Genomic DNA, 22,395 nt, shown 5'->3' on the forward strand with positions numbered 1-22,395 from the left:
ATGGCCTACGAGGTTAGCTGACGGATTCGGGTCAAAGAGTAATCACCCTGCCATGAATATGGCTTCACCCCAAGTAAAGAGGTTCCCCCGCGCTTCCTTAAGGAAAGCTTCGGCCTTGATTCGATTGCTCAGTAAGATCGGCTGCTGCCAGCGTCTCTTCCGAGGCCGTTCCATTCTATCATAGCTTCTCTATCAGGTTCACCCCACAATTGTTTCCATCTCCAAGAAAGCTGAAGAGAAAAGCGGACAACACGCAGAACTTCCCGTTTCTACAAAGCTTGAAAGCATAGCAAAATACTATAGAAGGTTTGAAGATTGTATATTCATGTCATATATGTGTCATGTATTCGCAATAATATACCACTAAAATAGATAAAATCCGAACAATTCGAGGCAATGTTGGCATGAATGTTAATGTTTTATGTTAATAATATTGACATAACATACTTTCATGTCATAAAATACATACATGGCTTACCGTTAATTATGAAAGTTAATCAAGGATTTCGGATTCATTTATTTTAGTTAAAGTGAGGTTGACGCGTATGGAATTGGGAATGAATGCGATTTGGGTCATGCTGGGTGCTATTTTAGTTATTTTCATGCAAAGCGGGTTTGTCATGCTGGAAGCCGGGTCGACCCGGATGAAGAACGCCGGCCACATCGCCGGAAAAACGATCTTTACGCTCGGCATCGTCTCGTTGGTTTTTTGGGCGGTAGGTTACGCATTGATATTCGGATCGCAAGGTAATGCGTGGATCGGTTGGGGCGATTACTTCGGCTTCGATGTTAAGGAGGTTCCGGAAGGCAGCACGGTAGCCCCGACGGTCATGTTTATTTTCCAGTTGGCGTTTGCTGCGATATCGATGTCCGTAGCATGGGGAGGGTTTGCAGAAAGAGCGAAGCTTTCCGTGTATCTGATATTCGCCGTCTTGTTCTCCATTGTCGTCTATCCCGTTATTGCCCACTGGATTTGGGGCGGCGGTTGGCTGGCTGAGCACGGCAAGCAAGATTTCGCCGGATCGACGGTTGTCCATCTGACCGGCGCGATGGCTGCTTTGGCAGCCACCCTCTTGTTGAAACCGCGGCTCGGCAAATATAACAAGAACGGTACTCCGAACGATATGCCGGGGCACAATCAGGTATTTACCACACTCGGCGTGATGCTGCTGTGGGTGGGCTGGTTCGGTTTTAATGCAAGCAGTACGATTGCGGTCGGCGACGGAAGCTTCTTCGGTTTTGTCGCGATCAATACGCAGCTCGCCGCGGCTGCCGGCGCTATTGCCGCACTATTGATTGCTTGGGCTGTTAATGGCAAGGCGGATATCTCCGTGATGTTGAATGGCGCCTTGGCCGGTTTAGTCGCGATTACGGCTTCCTGCGCATTCGTTGAGTCTTGGGCGGCTATCGTCATCGGTCTGGTTGCCGGTATCGTCGTCTTTGCAAGTATGCGGATGTTTGAAAAGCTTCGTATCGACGATCCGATTTACGCGCTTTCCGCTCACGGGACGGCCGGTGTTTGGGGAACGCTCTCCAACGGTTTATTCGCCACGCCGGAATTGGCGGAGAAAGTCGGAGTTGGTAAAGCCGGCCTGTTCTACGGCGGCGGGTTCGAGCAATTGGGGGTTCAGGCTCTTGGGGTGCTGGTTTGCGGAGCCTTTGCTTTTGTTGCATCGTACGTCATTCTTTCCGTGATGAAGGCTGTTATCGGATTGCGTGTCACGGAAGAAGAAGAGACGATCGGCCTTGACTTGAGCGAGCATGGCACTTACGGCTATCCGGAACAATTGAAAGCTCAATCCGACAAACGTGTCATTCCGCAAATGAACCAATCGGTATAATGATGTAAAACAAGGGCTGTTCCTCAAGTCATCCTGGATGACGGAGGGGCAGCCCTTTTTTTCAGCTCACTGGCCTTTGGTTAACGGTATAAGTTTCCTGTCATAGGAAATCCTATCGCTAGAGCTTTATGGGATTGGAAATCCATCATGACAAGGCGGCGATAAAGGATGAAGGAGCAAACGTTCTCCATACAGATTAACGACAAGAACTATAGCTGCTCCCCGAATCAAAGTATTTTGGAAGTAGCCAAAGCCCACGAATACTACATTCCTCATGTCTGTTATCATACGAATTTGGGGGCCATACAATCGTGCGATACCTGTATGGTGGAAGTGGACGGTGTCTTGCAGCGGGCTTGTGCGACGGCAGCCAAGCCGGGAATGAAGGTTAACAGCGTGTCCGACCGGGCAAAAGAAGCCCAGCTCGAGGCTATGCAGCGGATTCTGCATAATCATGAGCTGTATTGCACGGTTTGCGATAATAACAACGGCAATTGTACGGTTCATAATACGGCGGAATATCTTCAAGTCGAGCATCAGAAGTATGAATTTACTCCTAAGCCGTATCCTCCGGACAACTCTCATCCGTTTTACCGCTATGAGCCGGATCAATGCATTCTGTGCGGACGGTGTGTCGAGGCTTGTCAGGATCTTCAAGTGAATGAAACGTTGACGATCGACTGGAGTCTCGAAAGACCAAGAGTTTTATGGGATAACGGAGTCCCCATCGATAAGTCCTCCTGCGTTTCCTGCGGACACTGTGTTACCGTATGTCCGTGCAACGCGCTTATGGAGAAAACAATGCTGGGAGAGGCTGGATATTTGACGGGAATTCCGGATGACATTCTAATGCCGATGATTGACCTTACCAAAGAGGTTGAGCCCGGATATCAGGAAATCTTCGCGATATCGGAAGTGGAAGCGGCGATGAGAAAATCCCGCATCAAGCGGACGAAAACGGTGTGCACCTATTGCGGCGTCGGGTGCAGCTTTGAGGTGTGGACCAAAGACCGTAAAATTCTCAAAATCGAGCCGCAGGAGGAAGCGCCGGTGAACGGTATTTCAACCTGTATCAAGGGTAAATTCGGATGGGATTTTGTGAATAGCGAAGAACGGCTGACCAAGCCCTTAATCCGGCAGGGGGACCGGTTCGTCGAAGCCACGTGGGATGAGGCGCTCACGTTGATCGCACAGAAATTAACGGCTATAAAGGATACGCACGGTGCCGACTCGATCGGTTATATTGCGTCATCCAAATGCAGCAACGAAGAGAACTATATTTTCCAGAAGTTTGCCCGGGCTGTCATGGGAAGCAACAATGTCGACAACTGTTCGCGATATTGTCAGTCTCCGGCAACGGCGGGACTGATGCGCACGGTTGGAATCGGAGGCGATTCGGGCACGATCCGTGATATTGCGAGTGCCTCGTTAGTGATGGTGATCGGTGCCAATCCGGCGGAATCTCATCCCGTATTGGCAACGCGCGTTAAGCGTGCCCACAAGCTGCATGGCCAAAAGCTGGCGGTGATCGATCTTAGGAAACACGAATTGGCGGAAAGGGCGGATGTCTTCCTAAGGCCTAAGCCGGGGTCGGATTTGGTTTGGCTGTCCGCGGTTACCAAATATATCATCGATCAAGGCTGGGCGGACCGGGCATTCTTGGAGAAACGGGTGAACGGTCTTGAAGAATACGTTCGATCGCTTGAGCCGTATACGCTGGAATATGCGGAGGAACGAACGGGCCTAACCCGGGAAGAGCTGGTGCAGCTGGCCGTGATGATCCATGAGGCCGAATCGGTTTGCGCATTATGGGCTATGGGGGTCACCCAGCATATGGGGGCGACGGATACAAGCACGGCGATCAGCAATTTACTGTTGATTACCGGAAATTACGGCCGACCCGGTACAGGGGCTTATCCGCTGCGGGGACATAACAATGTGCAGGGGGCTTGCGATTTCGGCACGATGCCTGCCTGGTTTCCGGGTTATGAAGCGGTGCAGGACGAGAATGTCCGAGCCCGGTATGAAAAGGCTTGGGGCGTGAAGCTTCCCGAACATCCCGGATTGAACAACCACCAGATGATTGAAAGCATCCATGACGGTAAGCTAAAAGCGATGTATTTATTCGGGGAAGATATGGCCCTTGTCGATTCCAACTCGAACCATGTACATGCCGCTTTCGAGAAGCTTGATTTCTTCGTCGTGCAGGACATCTTCTTCTCGAAGACGGCCCAGTTCGCCGATGTCATCCTGCCGGCTGCGCCGAGTCTGGAGAAGGACGGAACGTTCACGAACACGGAACGGCGGATTCAGCGCTTTTACAAGGTGTTCGAGCCGCTTGGGGAATCGAAGCCCGATTGGGAAATTATCCAGGAGGTTGCGGCCCGGCTTGGTGCGCAATGGAGCTACACGCATCCGGGTGAAATCATGGCGGAGGCGGCTGCGCTGGCGCCTGTATTTGCCGGAGTCAGCTATGAGCGGCTGGAAGGCTGGAGCAGCTTGCTGTGGCCGGTTGCGGCAAGCGGGGTCGATACGCCGCTGCTCTTTACCGAACGGTTTAATATGCCGGAAGGAAAGGCGAGGCTGTTTCCGGTGGCGTGGACGCCGCCGTTTGAACCTGGGGAAGAATTCGATTTGCATTTGAACAACGGACGCATACTCGAGCATTTTCATGAAGGCAATATGACCTACAAATCGAAAGGAATTTCGCATAAGGTGCCGAGCGAGTGGCTGGAGGTATCCCCGGAACTTGCGGAGGAGCGCGGAATTGAGAGCGGAGCGTTAGTGCGTCTCACCTCCCCGTATGGCGAAGTTAAGGTCAAGGTAGAAGTAACGGACCGGGTGAAAGGCAACGAATTATATTTGACGATGAATTCATTCGCCGATGATTCGGCTGTAAACCGTCTGACAAGCAGTTACCATGATCGGGTCACCCATACGCCGAGCTTTAAAGAAATGAGCGTGAAGATGGAGGTCTTGAAGCCTAAGGGGGAGCGGCCGCTGCCGCGCGTGAACCATCGCTTTGGAAACCGCATGCCGCAAATCGGGGTGAAGGTTGAGGAGAAATGGAAGCGGGCTGACTATATTCCGATTCCCGAACTTATCGATGGGGGGGAGACGCATGGCCAGAGCGATTACGGACATTGATAAGCCGGTACCGGATCAGGAGGAAGAAACGGCGCAAGCGATCCGGCACATGATGAAGGAAGCGGCGAACCGTACCGAACCGCTTGTGAAAGTAATGAGTATCCTGGATGAGTTAAACCGGCTGGGCATTCTGGACGCGGTCGAGGGTTTGTTAAAAAACAGCAAGCAAATTGCCGCTATCGGCATGGAGCAGATGAATAAACCCGGCGCTCATCGGATGATCAAGAATGGAATGGGAGCCGTGCAATTGTTAACCCAATTGGATCCGGCCAAGCTCGGGGCGATCCTGCAAGGCTTAAGCGAAGGGGTAAATCAAGCGGTACGACCGGAACCGGACCCCAAACAAGGGTTATGGGGGATCGTTCAATCCTTGCGCAAACCCGAAGTGCGGGTCTCCTTGTCCATGATGATGGGCTTTTTGCAGGGAATGGGGAAGGGATTGAGCAAGAAGTCGCCTTGACATCAACGCCCGACATGAAGGACGCGTTAAGAAGAGAGAAGGGAGGAAGTCCGTATGCCGATGGTTTGTGAGGTTTGCGGAGTTGAAGAAGAGGCGGAAGGCGCTACGCCGCAGGCTCATCTTCACCTATGTGCCGATTGCCGGAAGGACCGGCAGCAGCCCGAATGGTTCGTTCCGACGCATGAAGACAACTAAAGGAGCCGGCTGCTAAATATACCGCTAAGGTATATGCAGAAACGAATATTTTCGGGTGAAATAGCCGCAGGCGTGAAACAAACGAGCCTGACCCGCAGGGACATGCGGGTCAGGCTCGGCAGAAGCTAAAATTTAAACTTAGCGGATACTTGGTGCAATTGATCCGCGATCCGGGACAGGGAGGAGGTCGTCGTTGCGATTTCCTCCATAGCCGTCAGCTGCTCTTGGGCGATGAGCGCGACATGATGCGTGCTTTCATACGATTGCTTGGCAATGTGGGCCATCTCCGTTACGGAAGCGGCTACTTCTTCGCCGCTGGCCTGCATCTGCTGCGAAGACGCGGCCAGTTCTTGAATTTGCTTGGATAAATGTTCGGCCGCCGACACGATCTGCTTGAAGTTGACGCCGGCTTCCTGGATCGATCGGGTGCCTTCATGGATTTCGCTAAGCCCTGCATTCATGGCAGTAACGGCTTGCCCGGAATCCGATTGGATGGCTTGAACCAGCTCGGCGATTCGGGCGGCGGATTGATTGGACTGCTCGGCTAATTTCTTAACTTCGTTGGCCACTACGGCAAAGCCTCTCCCTTGTTCGCCGGCGCGGGCCGCTTCGATGGAAGCGTTGAGCGACAACAAGCCGGTTTGCGAGGCGATGTCTCGTATGATGGTGACGATTTCTCCGATTTCGGCGGAACGTTCATTCAACCGGTATAATTGAGCTGCGCTTTGTTCGACCGTGCGGTTTAGGGAGCTCATCTTCCGGATCGCTCCCTGTATGTTCTCATTTCCTTGCGCGGCCTGATCCGACGTTTCCATCGCCAGCTCGGATACGAAGCCCGACGTTTCCGCGACGCGCTGAATGCCGCCCGACATCTCTTCCATGGCTCTGCTGGCCTCTTCGGAACCTCTCATCTGATGCTCGGCGCGGGCGGAGGTTTCCTGCATGGCAACAGACACCTGATTGGCGGAGTGCGAGGTTTCCTCCGCTCCCGCAGACAGCTGCTGGGCGGATGCGGCGACTAGCCCGGATGCATCCTGGATTTGACGAACCATCTCTCTGAAGTTATGTATCATGCCGTGAAGGGAGCGGACTAAATCTCCGATTTCATCGCGATTTTTAATATGAAACGCCTGGATATTCAAGTCGCCTGAGGCCAGCTGCTCCATCGCTTTGGACACTCGCCGAACCGGTTTGGATATGTGCAGGGACATGAGGTAAGCGAGCAGCATAGCGATCAATCCGGCTGCCGCAACAAGAATGACGGAGGTGACAATGCTTTTGGCATAAAGCTCGTCGGCCGACTTGCTGGCATGTAACGCCCCGTCATGATTCAATTGGACCAACTTGTCCATATCCAGCTTCATGCTTTTATAAACCTGCTGCGATTCCTGAATTAACCGGATAATTGAATCTCCATCTTTCTGGGCCCCGTTGACCAGGTTCACTTTCGCGGAATACTGTACGAACTGCGTATGGAGGGAAATGTAATCGCTCCAGGACGTTTTCATTTTGACCAATAAATCAAGTTCCTCGGCGGTCGTATTTTTCTTTTCGTAAGTCTGAAATTGCTGGTCGATCTCTTTAATCGTTTGACTGACTTGATCGTTGATCGATTGTTTGGCGGATGGGTCGGGTTCGATCAGGCTTTGCGTTTCCAAGGCCAACACGTGCTCCATTAAATAATTGATATGATTGATGATTTCAACGCCAACCATCCAGTGCTTGGTAATCTCCGTTGTTTTCTGGCTGACGTTTCTTATTCCCGCAGTGGTAAACCAGGCAAGCACACACATCAAAATGAGAATGGCGATAAAGCTGGCGTACAATTTCTTTCCGACGGTCAATTGGATGGAGTTAAACCAGGTTTTCATAAATGCAGGGCTCCTTTGTATGGGTTAATAAACATGAGCGGCGAACAATCGTTCAAACGGCATAATGTCGATTAGAGGACATGGCTTACATTTATGGCGGATAGCGTTAATTATTGCGTAATATCGTTCTCTATATGTAAATGACGTTTCCTATATGTGAACATATAGGATTTTAGCATGGTACCGTAAGGCAACGCAACGTAAATTATAGGACCATAGTTTCGGTTGTGGAGACGGTTTGGGTTGATTCTGTCCGAAACGAAAACGGCTGCCCTGCGCGCGGTTTGAACAAAACCGCGAACAGGACAGCCATTTTTCTCATTTGTTCCGATATCCGAGTTGAAACGAAATATCACGCGTGGTCTCCACGACGAGCTGAATGAAGGTGTCCAGGGACGGGTTTACGCGATCCGTAGGTCCGATCAGGCTGATGGAAGCATTCACGGTGCCGTCCGCATCGTAGATGGGGGCCGCGATACCCGTTACGCCTACGTTTCGCATATTGGAGCTTATTTCATAGCCTTGCTCGCGTATCCGTTTAAGCCGCTCCATGACCTCCTCCGGTTCCTTCAGGGAATAGGGAGTGAAGGTGCGGATTTTCTCTTGCAGGACGTTCCCGATAAACGCCTCATCCTGGAAAGCGAGTATAGCCCGTGCGGCGGAGGTTGCGTAGAGGGGGAAACGCCGGTAGGCCTCTACATTGAAGCGGATCGGATGGAGGGAATCGATTTTTTCAACATAGATGGCGTCCAGCTGGTCCCTTATACAAAGACAAACCAGCTCCTGGGTCGTTTCGGCAAGCCGCTGCAGGAACGGTTTGGTGAAGTCGGCCAAATTATGATTTTTAATCACTTTATTCCCGAGCTCTAACAAGGTATAGCCGAGGGCATACTGTTTGTTGGCCGGATTTTGCTTAATGAAGCCTTCGCTTTCCAGCGTCATGAGCAGTTTATGTACGGCCCCTTTAGAAAGCTGGAGCTGCCGGCTCAGTTCGCTGACGCCCATTTCTTTCTCGGAATCGAGAAATAGCTTCAATAGCCTGCAACTGTTTTTAACAGAAGAAAGGTGGTTGTCCATGCTTGATCTAAACTCCTTATTTGGGGAAAGCGAAGCCTCTTGCGGGTTTTAAAAGTTAGTGTATCACAAAAGGTAACGCTTTCCTAGATAAATGACGACGTGGCAGAAAAGATGACATCGACTAAATTTTTTATTGCATTCTTTTGTATTGGCGTGATAATATTTTAATATACTTTTCACATATAGTAAACATCGTTCATGTATAGTGAACGAAAAACCGACTCTCAAGGAGGATTCTTATGAAAAAGTGGGGAAGAATTTTGTCGATTGCAGCATTGTGCGGCACTATGCTTGCGGGATGCGGTTCTACGGCGGAACAACCGAAAGGTGATGCCGGAGCGTCGACAACGAATGAACCGGCAGCGCTTCAACCTGAGAAGCAGCTTGTTGTCGCAGGTAACGGTGCTACCGTAGAGCAATTAATGAAGGACGAGATCTTTAAAAAATTTAACCAGAAATATCCGGATGTCAAGCTGACTTACGTTTCCGGCGTCTCCACCGAAATTGTAGCGAAGGTCAAAGCACAGAAGGCTTCTCCGCAAATTGACGTGACGATCGTCGAAGGCGGGGAGCAGGAGGCCGGTCGTGTTGAAGGTTTATGGGAAGCGCTCTCGGATAAAGATATCCCGAATATGAAGAAGGTCGGCGAAGATCTCAAGGTGAAGGATAACAGCGGGGTAGCCGTTAACTTCACGCCGATGGGCATCTCGTACAACGCGGAGCTTGTCAAAGCGAAGGGCTTGCCGGTGCCGGAATCGTGGAATGACCTCGCGAAGCCGGAGATGAAGGGCAATGTGACGTTAGCTGAGGTTTCCAGTAACTTTGGCCGCTCGGCGCTGATTATGCTTGCCTACGCTAACGGCGGTTCGGAGAAAAATATGGACGCGGGCTTCGAGAAGCTGCAAACGATCGCGGGTTACATGCCGACGTTCGCTAAGAGTGCCGCGCAATTGCAGCAAAATCTGCAGAACAAGACGGCGGCTTACACCGCCTGGACGATGGCCAGAAGCTTGGTGCAGAAAGACGCCGGTCTGGATCTCCAGTTTGTCATTCCCAAAGAAGGTTCCAACCTCGTTCCTAACGTGGCGACCATTGTCAAAGGGGCTAAAAACCCGAATGCGTCGAAGCTGTTCATTGATTTCTTGTTGACGGATGAAGTGCAAACCATGTACGGCGAGAAGCTGTACTATAACCCGGCGACTGCCGTGAAGCTGCCTGACGATATCGCGAAGAAGCTGAGCTTTGACCGCAACAAGGTCGTGAAGTTCGATTTGGAGGTCGTAGGCAGCAAGACGCCGGAATGGCTTGACCGCTTTAACAAAGAAGTAGCTCCTAAAGTCGGAAAATAGGTGATCCCCGTGGCCAAAAGCATCGATGTAGAATTGCTCAATGTACAGAAAAAATTTGGTTCCAACGTGGTTGTAGACAACTTTAATCTGCAGGTCGAGAAGGGCGAATGCGTCTCCTTTCTCGGCCCGTCCGGGTGCGGAAAGACGACGACGCTGAACATGATCGCCGGCTTCCTGGAGCCCGATCAAGGCGACCTGCTGATTAAAGGCAAACGGATGAACGGCGTACCGTCCAACAAGCGTGACCTGGGGATGGTCTTCCAGACGTATTCTCTTTTCCCTCACATGACGGTAGCCGAGAATGTCGGCTATGGTTTGAAGCTCCGCAAGGTAGCTAAGGCGGAAATTGCCGAGCGCGTCGGCAAGGTGCTGGAGCTGGTTAAGCTGCCTCATGTAGCGGACCGTTATCCGAAGCAGCTGTCCGGCGGTCAGCGTCAGCGGATCGCCATTGCGAGGGCGCTTGTTACCGAGCCGTCGCTGCTGCTGCTCGATGAGCCGCTTAGCAACCTGGACGCCAAGCTCCGGGAGGAGCTGCGCGATGAGCTGAAGAGGCTGCAGCAAGAAATCGGCGTCACGACGATTTTCGTTACCCATGATCAGGAAGAAGCCTTGTATTTGTCGAGCCGGATTGTCGTGCTTGACCACGGCAAGGTGGAGCAGATCGGTACGCCTTGGGAAATTTACAACCGGCCGGCGTCTGAATTTGTGCATACCTTTATCGGCAAGTCCAATCGGATGCAAGGCGTCGTCGAGCAGGTTCAAGGCGATACGCTCGTGTTGAAGACGGCATCGGGCTTTACGCTGCAAGCGCCATCGCGCGAGCGCCGTTTTTCCATCGGAGAGCCGGTCTCGATTTACGTCAGACCCGAGAAAATTCACTTGCAAACCGCAGATGCTCGGGCGGAGAGCAATAATGAAATGCAGGGCCGCGTGAAGCTGACCTCGTTCCTCGGGGCCTATACCGAATGCGAGGTTGAGGTGGGCCATGACGTCCTTACCTTCCGCATCGAAACCGCGGAGCAGGAAGCATCCTTGGCGGCCGGCCAAACCGTCACCCTGAACTGGAAGTCGGAAGATGTATTTGTATTCTCCGGGCAGGTGAAGGAACAATGAGCGAGGGACGCAACCGTTCGACGCGAGCCGCGGCTTTGCTGCTTGCCCCCGGGATGGCGGTAGTGCTGGGCGTTTTCCTGCTTCCGATGCTCTATATCCTGATTCTCAGTTTCCAGGATAAGCATGAGGCCTTTTCATTGGAAAATTACCTGCTGTTTGTGCAGGATCCGTATTATGTTCAAATTTTATGGCGGACGATTAAAATGAGTCTGTTAACGGTGCTGGCCTGTTTCCTGCTGGGCTACCCGGTAGCCATGTTTATGGCGCAGACGACGGGGAAGATGAGGGGGATCATCACCTTCCTGATTATTTCCCCGCATCTGGTCAGCGTCGTCATCCGAAATTTCGGATGGGTCGTCATTCTCGGGGAGAAGGGCTGGATCAATACGACGCTCCTGCAGCTTGGACTGATCCAGGAGCCCTTGAAGCTGCTGTATAACGAGCTGGGCGTCGTTATCGGCTTGACCGACTCGTTCATTGTGTACATGATCTTGGCGATTTCGACGAGCCTTTATCAAATTGACGGTTCCTTGTATAAGGCAGCAAGCATTCTGGGCGCCAGCAGGCTGCGCACGTTCTTTACCGTTACTTTACCGCTCTCGCTGCCGGGCATGGTCGCCGGCACGACGCTTGTCTTCAGTCTGTCCATGAGCGCATTCGTAACGCCGGCCCTGATGGGCGGTACGTCCGTGAAGGTGCTTCCGGTCATTACGTATGAGAAGGTCATGGCCCAGCTCAATTGGCCGCTCGGAGCGGCGCTGGCCTTTCTGCTGCTTGGCTCCACGATCGCATTAGTGACGCTGTTTACCCGGCTGGTGGAGACGAAGCGTTATAAAGAGGTGTTCTCTTCATGAGCAGAAAAATAACGCCGTTAGGCGTGATCACGTTTTTCGTCGTATTTTTTATCGTTTCGCCGCTGCTGGTCATTATTCCTACCTCTCTCACGTCCGTTAAATATTTATCGTTTCCGCCTGTCGGGTTCTCCTTCATGTGGTACGAAAAAATATTCGATCGGCCGGAGTTTATCGATTCGTTCCTGTTCAGCCTGCAGCTTGCGGCTTTAACAGCTGTCATTTCCACCATCATCGGAACGCTGGCAGGGCTTGCTTTGCACAAGTACAAATTCCGCGGCAGCAGCGTCATCAACGGTCTGCTGCTGTCGCCGCTGACCGTTCCCGCGCTTATCATCGGGATCGCGGTACTGTTGTTTTTTACGCGGATGGGACTGGCCGGTACATTCTTGGGCTTGCTGCTGGCGCACGTGCTGATTTCGATTCCGTATGTCGTGCGTCTTGTCTTAACGGGGCTCAGCTCGTTCGACTATACGCTGGAGCGTGCGGCTTATATTTTGGGGGCCAAACCGTTTCACGTGTTCAGGGACATCACCCTGCCATTGCTGAAGCCGGCCATCATGTCGGGAATGATATTTGCCTTCCTGACTTCGTTCGATAACGTGACCGTGTCGCTGTTCCTGATCTCGCCGTCCAATACGACGCTGCCGCTTGCCATCTTCAGCTACATGCAGGAGACGCTTGATCCGCTTGTCGCGTCGATATCGTCGGTCGTCATTTTGTTGAGTCTTGTGTTTATTATTCTCTTGGAGCGCGTATATGGTCTGGACCGGTTGTTCGGTTCCAATTCGCAATCCCATTAACGGAGCTGCATTACTATCATGTTAACTTCACTTACAGAGCAGATCGAATCCTATATGCCTGAGCTGCTGCAACTATTGGAGGAGAGCGTCAATATCGATTCTCCCTCCCGAAGCAAAGTGCAAAACGATCGTATGGCCGATTGGTATGCGGCACAGTTTACACGCTTGACCGGGGGGCGCGTCCAGCGCGTTCCTCATCCGATTGCCGGAGATCGCCTGCTGTGCGAGGTAGGACATGGACCTAAGCAAATTCTTCTGGTAGGTCATTATGATACGGTATGGCCGCTCGGCGAGGCGGAACGCCGGCCGTTTCGCATCGAGAACGGGAATGCCTACGGTCCCGGTGTGTACGATATGAAAACGGGTCTGCTGCAGGCCATATTCGCCTTGAAGGCGCTGCAGGATACCGGAAGCTTCCCTGAAGACAAACGGGTCGTGCTGCTGCTGAACAGCGACGAGGAAATCGGCAGCCCGAATTCCCGTGAGTTTATCGAGAACGCGGCGCGCCAATCGGCGGCCGCTTTCGTATTGGAGCCGCCTATGGAGCCTGCCGGCGCATTGAAAACCGCCCGGAAGGGCAGCGGCCGGTATAAGCTGCAGGTGAAAGGCAGATCCGCCCATGCCGGCGTTAATCCGCAAGCAGGGGTGTCGGCTATTGAAGAGCTGGCCCGCCACATTCAGCGGCTGCACGGCATGACCGATTATTCCCTCGGAACCACCTTGAATGTCGGTGTCATTCAAGGTGGGATCGGCGCCAACGTGGTGGCCGATTATGCCGAGGCCGAAATCGATGTGCGGGTGGCTACGCTGGACGAGGCGAGACGGATCGAAGCGGTATTCGCCTCGTTGGCTCCCAGTCTGCCGGGCGCGGAGCTGTCCGTCTCGGGCGGCATGACGCGTCCTCCGATGGAGCGGTCGGAGGCGGCGGGGGCGTTGTATGCGCTGGCCCGCGAAATTGCGCAGAGCGAGCTGGCCGTCTCCCTGGAGGAGACATCGACCGGCGGCGTCAGCGACGGCAACTTCATAGCGGCCGTCGGCACACCGACTCTCGATGGTCTGGGCGCCCGCGGTGATCACGCGCATTCACCCTTGGAATATGTGCGGATCGGCGAGATTCCGCAGCGAACCGCCTTGCTTGCGCGATTGATCGCGCGCTGCTGAGCCGCGGTTAAATAGGATCGATAAAAAGCCCCGAAGAGGATTCTTCGGGGCTTTGCTCTTGAGGAAGGAGCGGAGCTTAATGTACCGGTTCCGGTATGCGCTCGCAAATGGTCCGGCCGATCGCCAAAGAAGCGGTCGCCGCCGGCGAGGGAGCGTTCAGGATATGAATGGAACGCGGATTGCTCACGATCATGAAGTCATCCACCAGTTTTCCATCCTTCGTAAGCGCCTGCGCCCTGACCCCGTTCTCCGATTTAACCAAATCGTCTTCCCGGATTTCGGGTATTAACCGTTGAAGACTGCGGACGAACACTTTTTTGCTCCAAGAACGGGCCATTTCTTTCCAGCCTTCGCCGATGTTCTGCCGGGCAATTTTCCAAAAGGCAGGATACATCATGACTTCAGTAAAATCTTTAAAGTTAAAATCGGATTTGCGATAACCTTCCCGTTTAAAGCTTAACACGGCGTTTGGACCCGCATGGACATGGCCGTCGATCATACGGGTAAAGTGAACGCCCAGGAAAGGGAAATTCGGATTGGGCACCGGGTAGATCAAATGCTTAACCAAATGATGTTTTTCAGGCGTTAACTCATAATATTCGCCGCGAAAAGGCACGATTTTCATACCGGGCTTGAGTCCTTGGTTGGCGGCGATGCGATCGCAGTGCAGTCCCGCGCAATTGATCAGATAGCGGGTATGGAACGTTTGGGCTGAGCATTCGACTTGAATGCGGTCCGGACCCTCTACGATATTTTCCACTTTGGTGCTTAAATGAATGTCTCCTCCTTGCTCCCGAATGACTTTGGCAAGCGCTTCCGCAACAGACTTGTATTTGACGATGCCGGCTGCTTTCACGTGAATCGCTCTTATTCCGTAGGCGTGGGGTTCAATTTCTTTGAGCTGACCGGAATCGATCATGGACACATCCAGTTTATTCTCAAGAGCGCGCGTATATAGACGGTTCAGCAGCGGCAGCTCCTCTTGCTCGGTCGCCACAATGACTTTGCCGCACATCTCGTAAGGAATATGATGCCGGTCGCAGAAAGCGCGCAGCAGCTCGCCTCCTTCTTTGGACAGATTGGCTTTCAAACTTCCGGGTTTGTAATAAATGCCGGAATGAATGACTCCGCTATTATGGCCTGTTTGATGAAAGGCAAGGGTGCTTTCCTTTTCAATGACGGCGATTTTGGCTTGCGGATATTTTTGAATGAGGGAATAGCAGGTGGAGAGACCGACGATACCGCCGCCGATAATGAGATAATCGTACATTTTTTTATCACCTTTCTCTTGAGCAATAAGTATAAACTTGTAATACAATTATAGCGTGCATGTCATACAAATTAAATAAAAATTATTCATGGATTGCATATGGACATTTTGTGAATCTTATTGTATTCTTTTATTGCTTGGGAAAATAGGGGTAAAAAAAGAATATGGTCTTCAAGATCACGGAAATTTGTAATAACAATTTGTAGTACAAATATGATACAAGTTAGCCGAATTTACAATTCTCAAACAGAAAAGCGGTGGTTTTAAAGTATGCGGGTTGATCTCTTGTTTCAGGGCTTTCCAGGCCGTTCGAGTCGCGGGTTTCTTGGATGGAGCAGCTGCGTATTGATTCGACAGGAGGGGAAGTCGCCCATTCTGTTTGATACGGTGGGATTCAACGAGCGCGGCGCGCTTTTAACCAGATTACAAGAGCTAGGCGTGAACAGAGAGGATATAGGGACGGTTTTATTAAGTCACTTTCATTTTGATCACGCTGTCAATTACCCTCTTTTTCCTAATGCGACCTTTTATTTGCATGAAGAAGAAGTAACGCATATCGAGAACAATGGGGAAGCCGATCTTGCCGTTCCTGCCGAGATGTATCCGGCGCTGAGAGATTCCGGGAGATTATCGCTATTGTCCGGCAAATCGGGTGTCGTCGAAGGACTGAATTGGATCCATACCCCGGGCCATACGCCGGGACTGTACTCGATCCTTCTGGACTATCAAGGGAAAAAATGGGCGCTCGTATCCGACACCGTCAAGAACATATCCGAATTGATCACCGGTGAAGTTGCCATGACATGGGACGATGCAAGAAGCAGGGAGAGTATTAACGCCGTCAAACAATGGGCGGACATTGTCGTTCCGGGCCATGACCGGTTGCTGGAGATCCGAAGAACCGGACAGCAGGTCGAAGTCGTGCCCTTAAATGAAAGCGTTATAGATATTATCGTTCCGTGGAAGGACGAGAAATTCTCTATAAAGATTTAAGACAAGAGAAGGTGAGATTCATGAACCATTTGAAGGGTGCTATCGACATTCACGTTCATTCCAGTCCGAGCATCTTTCCCAGATCGGTCAATGATTTGGAGCTGGCGGAACAAGCGAAAAAGGCGGGGATGCGCGCGATTGTATTAAAGGCGCACGAAGAATCGACGGTTTCCAGAGCGAAACTGGTCAGTAAAGTGATTGACGGAATCGAGGTTTACGGTTCCCTCGTTCTGAATGAGTATGTGGGAGGTCTTAACCCTTATGCCGTTGATATGGCGATTCAACAAGGCGCCAAATTGATCTGGATGCCCACAGGATCGGCCAAACATCATCTTGAGCATTACGGGGGAAAGAGCGACTACAAGGAAATGAAATCGACGATTCGTTTATTGCCCCAGAAAGGGATTACGGTTCTTGCGGAAGACGGCCGCTTGCTTCCCGTTGTCTATGACATTATCGATTTAATTAAGGGCAGCGGGGCCGTATTGGCTACGGGTCATTTATCCCCTCTGGAAACCCGGATTGTCGTGGAAGCAGCCGTTTCACGAGGGGTTGAGAAGGTGCTTGTCGCCCATCCCGATTTGAAAATTAATAAGATGGACCTGTCTCTCCAAATTGAATTAGTGAAAATGGGCGCTTATGTAGAGAAGTCCATGTTAACGTTGATGCCGCTGTGGAAATCGATCGAGCCGGATGAGCTTGTTCAAGGCATTCGTCAGATCGGGCTTGATAAATGCATCCTGCAAACCGATTTTGGCCAAGCGAATCATCCGACGCCTACGGAAGGGTATAACCATTTCATACAAATCTTGTTGGAGCACGGTTTGACGGAAAAAGAGGTTGAACAAATGGCCTGTTCCAACCCGGCTGAATTAATCGGGCTAACTTAAATACAAGTAAAGGGAGGATCAAACAAATGGCTCAAGTACAAGTATCGAATAAGCCATGGTATAAAGAGGTCACGAAAAACCAATGGAGAGCCTTGATTGCGGCAAGCTCCGGCTGGGCTCTGGATGCGATGGACGTCATGCTGTACTCCATGGTTCTTGTTCATGTGATGGCGGATTTACAGATGGACAAAACGACCGGCGGTTTTTTGGCAACGCTTACTTTGTTGAGCTCTGCCGTAGGCGGCATATTATTCGGCATGGTAGCAGACCGATACGGGCGTACCAAATCATTAATGCTAAGTATTTTCGTTTATTCGATCTTTACTTTCCTGTGCGGATTTTCTGAAACGGTTACGCAACTGGCTGTATTCCGTTTGCTGCTTGGCATTGGTATGGGTGGAGAATGGGTTGCCGGAGCGGCGTTAATTACAGAAACCTGGGATGCGAAGCATCGCGGTAAAGCTATGGGGTTTGTGCAAAGCGCTTGGGCCATCGGCTATGCGTTTGCCGCAATCGTAGCGGGCCTTATCTCTCCCTTGTGGGGCTGGAGAGGTGTCTTTTTCTTCGGTATTATCCCGGCTATAGTCGCCATCTGGATTCGAAAAGGAACGAAAGAACCGGAAATATGGGAAAAAATGAAACAAGAATCTTCCAAAGTAAAACAAGCCAAGCCTAAATTGCTGGAGCTATTTTCGAGTAAAATTATTCGTTGGACCATGTTGGGCGCTGCTTTAAGCGTTTGCGCGCAATTCGGTTACTGGGGCTTATTTACCTGGATTCCGTCCTACTTGGGGACACCGATCGATAAAGGCGGAGCCGGACTTGATATTCTCAAATCAACGACCTGGATTGTGATCATGCAAACGGGAGCCTGGTTCGGTTACGTAACATTCGGCTTTTTGGCCGATAAGATCGGACGGAGGAAGACATTTATCCTGTTTTTCGTCATGGCGGCCCTTCTGGTGCCCGTCTACGGGATGACGCATGATGCCACCTCTCTCTTATTGTTGGGACCTTTCGTCGCTTTCTTTGGCTCCGGGTATTTCAGCGGTTTCGGATCGGTTCTGGCCGAATTGTTCCCGACAGAAATTCGCGCAACCGGACAAGGCTTCTGTTATAATTTCGGACGCGGCATTGCTGCGACGGCTCCTACGGTAGTAGGTTTTATGGCGACAAGCATAGGGTTAGGCGCCGCGTTCGGCTTCCTTGCCATCGCCTTTGCGCTGGCTGCGCTGCTCGTCATAGCCTTCTTGCCTGAAACCAAGGGCAAGGTGTTGAACTAAGGCGCAAAACCTTCGCGCCCCCATATCCGTATAGGTCATGAATCCTAAAGTTCATTATGGGGGATCAACCCATAATGAACTTTTATTTTCAGGAGAACCTTTCATCAGGAGTGCGGCGACGCTTGTTGAGCTACACGTAACCCGTACAAAGGATTCCGGCCTGAGATGTCGAAGTTATGGTCGTTCCGTTTGAGGGGCGCATAAGCTAATTTGTATTACAATATTCAGAGTTTTTCGGGACGATCTGAACGATTCGAAGCGAATCAATGGCATAATCTCGCAATTTATTTGACTTTATGCAACAAAAACCTTAATATTTGTAATACAAATTAATCTAACAAAAAGGAATTGGAGAACCAGATGTCCAAAGAAAAACTTTCGCAAATCATCTCTCGTGACTTGTTAAATATGATTGAGTCGGGAAAGTTCCCGCCGGGTTCGAAATTACCGACGGAGATGGAACTGGCGGCACATTTTGGCGTAAGCCGAATTCCTATACGGGAAGCGTTGAGTGTGCTTCGCGCAGCCGGTGTGATTAACTCGCGGCAGGGTGGAGGAAGCTTTGTAGAAGAAAGAATCGGTTCGCCTATATTAAATAATCTCCGGATTGAGAACGATGATGCGGAGTGGATCAAATATTTATTTGAAATGAGAAAAATTTTAGAGCCTGAGGCTGCTTATTATGCTGCGTTGAGACGAACCCCCGAACAATTGGAACGAATGAGGCAGGCGCTTCAATGGCTGGAGGTTGAGCTTGCCGATGACAGCAAAATTGGAATGGAGCCCGATATGGAGTTCCACCGGTCGATCTTCTTAGCCACGCACAATCCGGTCATGATCCAGGCGATGGAGAACTTATCCTCCCTTTACGAGAGATCGTTAAAAATAACGCTCCAGTCCAATTTGGGTTTAAAAAAGAAACGGAAAGCCGTCTATAAAGAACATCAGGACATTTTATTAGCCATCGAAATGGAAGAACCGGAATTGGCCAAAATTCAGTGCGCCATTCATCTCAAGAATGCAGAGAAAAAGTTAAGCCTGTTCTTCTAAACAAACGGCAAAAGGAGGAAATCATGAAGTCCATGACCGCTATTCATATCCAAGAGATTGCAAGCATCGTTCAAACCGGCAGAGTGCTGACGGATGAGAGCGATCGTTTCAGTTATTCTTTTGACGGCTCGTTTGGGACCTATCTTCCGGATATCGTCATACAAACGAAAAGTGTGGAAGAATTAGCGGAGCTGGTGAAATACGCCAATCGCGAGAAAATTCCCGTCTACCCGCGCGGTCAAGCGACCAGCTTAAGCGGCGGGCCTCTTCCGGTGAAGGGCGGTATGGTCATCGATTTATCCGTCATGGACGATCTGCTCGAGATTGATGAGGAAGATTTAGTCGCTGTCGTATCTCCGGGCGTGTTGACAGCCCATATTCATAAAGCGGCTGAAGCCAAAGGCCTGATGTACCCGCCTGACCCGAGCAGCTCCCATGTATCTACAATAGGAGGCAACTTGGCTGAGAATTCCGGAGGGCCGCGCGGATTGAAGTACGGCGTGACCAAGGACTACGTGATCGGGCTTGAAATGATTACGCCGCAAGGCGAAATCATTCGCACGGGAGGAAGAACGGTTAAAAATGTAACGGGGTATGATTTAACCAAGCTTATCGTTGGCTCGGAAGGCACCCTTGGTATTATTACAAAGGCGATTTTGCGCCTCATTCCGAAAACTCCCGCATCCGAAACCGTTATGGCTGTCTTTGACAGCCTGGTTGACGCAGGTAAAGCGATCTCGCAGATTTTATCCTCCGGCATACTGCCTTCCAAAATGGAGCTGATGGATCAGGCTTCTATGGTGGCCGTAGAGAACTACCAGCCGTCCGGCTTACCCCTGGATGCGGATGCGATGATCCTCATTGAACTTGACGGTCATCCTATGGCGGTGCGCGATGAGGCTGAACAAGTCTCAAAGGTATGCAAGGCGGCAGGAGCGAGGGAAGTGCGCGTTCCGCAAACGAAGGAAGAACAGGAAGACGTATGGAAGGCGAGAAAGCTCGTTTCTCCGGCTATTGCGAGGATCAAGCCGACCAAAATTTCAGAGGATGCGACCGTCCCCCGCAGCAAAATACCGGAAATGTGCCGCAGGCTGCAGCAGATTAAGGAAAAGTACCGGCTGCACCTTGTTGTTTTCGGTCATGCCGGGGACGGAAACCTGCATCCCAATATCATTGCCGACAAATCGGATAAAGAAGAAATGCTGCGCGTAGAGCAGGCGGTTGCCGAAATATTCGAAGCGGCCGTTGAGCTGGGCGGAACGTTATCGGGAGAACATGGCATCGGCACCATGAAAGCGCCTTTTATGGAGATGGAGCTGGGTGCGGCCGGCCTGGACATGATGAAGCGAATTAAGGAAGCGTGGGATCCGAACAACATTATGAATCCCGGCAAAATATTTCCCGAGCCCGGGCAAAAGTTGGTGTTGAGCGAATGAGTGACAACCTTGCGGCATTACGTAAAGAATTAAACTATGAGAAAACGAACCAATGCGTTCAATGCGGATATTGTTTGCCTGTCTGCCCGACTTATCTGACCATGGGTAAGGAAACGCATTCCCCGCGCGGACGGATTAATTTGGTGAAAATGGCCGGGGAGGGCAGGATAACGGACCTCTCTGTTTTAGAGGAGCCGCTCGATTTATGTCTGGGCTGCCGGGCTTGTGAAACCGTATGTCCCACAGGCGTAGAATACGGCGCCATTCTCGAATCCGCGCGCGCGGCCGTTACCCGTCGAAAAAAGCATTCTTTACCCGTCAAAATTTTGCGCAACACGTTGTTGAAGAAAGTTTTTCCCAGCCGTAAGGCGATGAATCTGATTGGCAACGCGATGTGGATCTATGAGAAGAGCGGCGCCCAAAAGCTGGCCAGAAAAAGCGGATTGACGAAAATGGCGCCCGCTCACTTAGGCGAATTCGAGGCGATCACATCGCCGGCGGTATCCCCTTGGGAACGGTCCAGTCTCCCTGCCTATACACCCGCTAAAGGAAGCAAAAAATATACCGTAGCGTTCTTTGTCGGCTGCGTTATGGACGCCATGTTCAGAAAAATTAATCAGCTGTCCATCCAGCTCCTTGCCGAGGTTGGCTGCGATGTCATCGTGGTTGAGAACCAAACCTGCTGCGGCGCGCTGCATGCCCATACGGGAGAAATGGAAGAAAGTAAAAGGCTGGCGAAAAGAAATATCGATGCGTTTGAACAAGCGGAGGCCGCCGATTTTATAGTCAACAATGCGGGCGGCTGCGGCGGGATGATGGTGGAATACGATCATTTGCTGGCCGATCAACCGCAATGGGCGGAACGGGCGCAAAGGTTTGCTCGGAAAACGAGAGATATATCCCAGATTCTTGCCTTATGTGGAGGAATTAAAGGAAAAGAACGGCCCGCTGAAAGGGTTACGTATCAGCGGTCTTGCCACATGACCAACGTTCAGCGTGTAACCCGGGAGCCGGTTCAATTGATTCGACAATTACCCAACGTCGAATTGGTCGAGATGAAAGAGGCGGATATGTGCTGCGGATCAGCCGGAATTTATAATATGGTTCATTACGAGGCCTCGATGGACATATTGGATCTCAAAATGGAACATGTCAAAGATACAAAGGCTACGACGATTGTCACTACCAATCCAGGCTGCCTGCTTCAGATGAAAGTAGGCATCGAGCGTGAAAATTTGGGAGGCAGCATGCGTGCGGTCCACCTGGTAGAGTACTTGGCGGAAGCCTATGGATTGAACGTGTAACCCAAGACAAGGATTATATACCTTTACCGCCGTTTCATCCCATAATGCATCCTCGGGAGGAACCTTTCCGCTGCAATTGGCGCCTTCTTTTATTCAGTATGTAAGCAAGCTATTGCCGATGACTTATGCCGTGCAAGGCTTCCGCAGCGTAATTTCGACTGGAGATTGGAGTCAATATTGGCATAATACCGGAGCTTTGCTGGGATATATTCTGGTATTTGTAATCGTGGCCTGGTGCCTGATCGCAGCGAGCAACGAGAATAGGGTAACGGCTCAACCTGCCGGAGAGAGCGGCTAATTG

The 22,395-nt window shown here is 51.2% G+C and carries 18 protein-coding genes, 1 pseudogene and 1 riboswitch; of the genes and pseudogenes, 16 read left to right on the plus strand and 3 right to left on the minus strand.

The window, feature by feature from the left end:
- Positions 1-125: riboswitch (cyclic di-AMP (ydaO/yuaA leader) on the minus strand. This riboswitch is flagged as partial in the annotation.
- A 420-nt stretch (positions 126-545) separates the two neighbouring features.
- The 4 genes from JMF85_RS07825 (at position 546) to JMF85_RS07840 (ending at position 5,643) form a co-directional block, all read left to right on the plus strand.
- Positions 546-1,841, plus strand: coding sequence for an ammonium transporter (locus JMF85_RS07825; protein ID WP_201318012.1), 1,296 nt, complete (start codon positions 546-548; stop codon positions 1,839-1,841).
- A gap of 168 nt (positions 1,842-2,009) precedes the next feature.
- On the plus strand, positions 2,010-4,988 hold the full coding sequence (gene fdhF, locus JMF85_RS07830; protein WP_201318013.1) for a formate dehydrogenase subunit alpha: 2,979 nt from the start codon (positions 2,010-2,012) through the stop codon (positions 4,986-4,988).
- A complete protein-coding gene (locus JMF85_RS07835; protein ID WP_164751834.1) occupies positions 4,963-5,448 on the plus strand; it encodes a helical membrane plugin domain-containing protein in 486 nt (161 codons plus the stop codon). Before fdhF ends, JMF85_RS07835 begins: the two co-directional genes overlap by 26 nt.
- 54 nt (positions 5,449-5,502) lie before the next feature.
- Complete coding sequence (locus JMF85_RS07840) at positions 5,503-5,643, plus strand: hypothetical protein (protein WP_201318014.1); 141 nt, start codon at positions 5,503-5,505, stop codon at positions 5,641-5,643.
- Between the two features lie 125 nt (positions 5,644-5,768).
- On the opposite strand, the gene JMF85_RS07845 is transcribed toward JMF85_RS07840, so the two are convergent.
- Both JMF85_RS07845 and JMF85_RS07850 read right to left on the minus strand, forming a co-directional pair.
- A complete protein-coding gene (locus JMF85_RS07845; protein ID WP_201318015.1) occupies positions 5,769-7,514 on the minus strand; it encodes a methyl-accepting chemotaxis protein in 1,746 nt (581 codons plus the stop codon).
- A 318-nt stretch (positions 7,515-7,832) separates the two neighbouring features.
- Positions 7,833-8,591 (minus strand): IclR family transcriptional regulator, encoded by a 759-nt coding sequence (locus JMF85_RS07850; RefSeq protein WP_127608113.1) that lies wholly within the window; start codon positions 8,589-8,591, stop codon positions 7,833-7,835.
- Between the two features lie 239 nt (positions 8,592-8,830).
- Here JMF85_RS07850 and JMF85_RS07855 point away from each other — a divergent pair, with 239 nt between their 5' ends.
- The 5 genes from JMF85_RS07855 to JMF85_RS07875 are packed head-to-tail and all read left to right on the plus strand — an operon-like array spanning position 8,831 to position 13,868.
- Complete coding sequence (locus JMF85_RS07855) at positions 8,831-9,940, plus strand: ABC transporter substrate-binding protein (protein ID WP_127608112.1); 1,110 nt, start codon at positions 8,831-8,833, stop codon at positions 9,938-9,940.
- A 9-nt stretch (positions 9,941-9,949) separates the two neighbouring features.
- Entirely contained in the window at positions 9,950-11,053 is a 1,104-nt protein-coding gene (locus JMF85_RS07860) for an ABC transporter ATP-binding protein (RefSeq protein ID WP_201318016.1), read from the plus strand.
- The gene (locus JMF85_RS07865; protein WP_127608110.1) at positions 11,050-11,907 is read left to right on the plus strand and encodes an ABC transporter permease; all 858 of its coding nucleotides are present in this window, start codon (positions 11,050-11,052) and stop codon (positions 11,905-11,907) included. The genes JMF85_RS07860 and JMF85_RS07865 overlap by 4 nt, the downstream gene beginning before the upstream one ends.
- Entirely contained in the window at positions 11,904-12,707 is an 804-nt protein-coding gene (locus JMF85_RS07870) for an ABC transporter permease (RefSeq protein ID WP_127608109.1), read from the plus strand. Before JMF85_RS07865 ends, JMF85_RS07870 begins: the two co-directional genes overlap by 4 nt.
- 18 nt (positions 12,708-12,725) lie before the next feature.
- A complete protein-coding gene (locus JMF85_RS07875) occupies positions 12,726-13,868 on the plus strand; it encodes a M20 family metallopeptidase (RefSeq protein ID WP_236595773.1) in 1,143 nt (380 codons plus the stop codon).
- Positions 13,869-13,944: 76 nt separating this feature from the next.
- Here the strand turns inward: JMF85_RS07875 and lhgO are convergent, their stop codons facing one another.
- Positions 13,945-15,138, minus strand: a complete 1,194-nt coding sequence (gene lhgO / locus JMF85_RS07880; RefSeq protein ID WP_127608108.1) for an L-2-hydroxyglutarate oxidase — start codon at positions 15,136-15,138, stop codon at positions 13,945-13,947.
- 345 nt (positions 15,139-15,483) lie between these two features.
- Here lhgO and JMF85_RS07885 point away from each other — a divergent pair, with 345 nt between their 5' ends.
- The 7 genes and pseudogenes from JMF85_RS07885 to JMF85_RS07915 all read left to right on the plus strand — a co-directional run.
- Positions 15,484-16,131 (plus strand): MBL fold metallo-hydrolase, encoded by a 648-nt coding sequence (locus tag JMF85_RS07885; RefSeq protein ID WP_164751833.1) that lies wholly within the window; start codon positions 15,484-15,486, stop codon positions 16,129-16,131.
- Positions 16,132-16,151: 20 nt separating this feature from the next.
- Positions 16,152-17,021, plus strand: a complete 870-nt coding sequence (locus JMF85_RS07890; RefSeq protein ID WP_127608106.1) for a DUF6282 family protein — start codon at positions 16,152-16,154, stop codon at positions 17,019-17,021.
- A 26-nt stretch (positions 17,022-17,047) separates the two neighbouring features.
- Entirely contained in the window at positions 17,048-18,304 is a 1,257-nt protein-coding gene (locus tag JMF85_RS07895) for an MFS transporter (protein WP_127608105.1), read from the plus strand.
- Between the two features lie 360 nt (positions 18,305-18,664).
- Positions 18,665-19,354 (plus strand): FadR/GntR family transcriptional regulator, encoded by a 690-nt coding sequence (locus tag JMF85_RS07900; RefSeq protein ID WP_127608104.1) that lies wholly within the window; start codon positions 18,665-18,667, stop codon positions 19,352-19,354.
- A 32-nt stretch (positions 19,355-19,386) separates the two neighbouring features.
- Positions 19,387-20,790: an FAD-binding oxidoreductase gene (locus JMF85_RS07905; RefSeq protein ID WP_127608144.1), complete on the plus strand. Its 1,404-nt coding sequence runs from the start codon at positions 19,387-19,389 to the stop codon at positions 20,788-20,790.
- Positions 20,787-22,094 (plus strand): (Fe-S)-binding protein, encoded by a 1,308-nt coding sequence (locus JMF85_RS07910; protein WP_127608103.1) that lies wholly within the window; start codon positions 20,787-20,789, stop codon positions 22,092-22,094. The genes JMF85_RS07905 and JMF85_RS07910 overlap by 4 nt, the downstream gene beginning before the upstream one ends.
- A 61-nt stretch (positions 22,095-22,155) precedes the next feature.
- Positions 22,156-22,392, plus strand: a pseudogene (locus JMF85_RS07915) (ABC transporter permease); the annotation flags it as partial.
- Positions 22,393-22,395 lie beyond the last annotated feature (3 nt).

The organism is Paenibacillus sp. EPM92 (genome assembly GCF_016586185.1).
Taxonomy (GTDB): domain Bacteria; phylum Bacillota; class Bacilli; order Paenibacillales; family NBRC-103111; genus Paenibacillus_G; species Paenibacillus_G validus.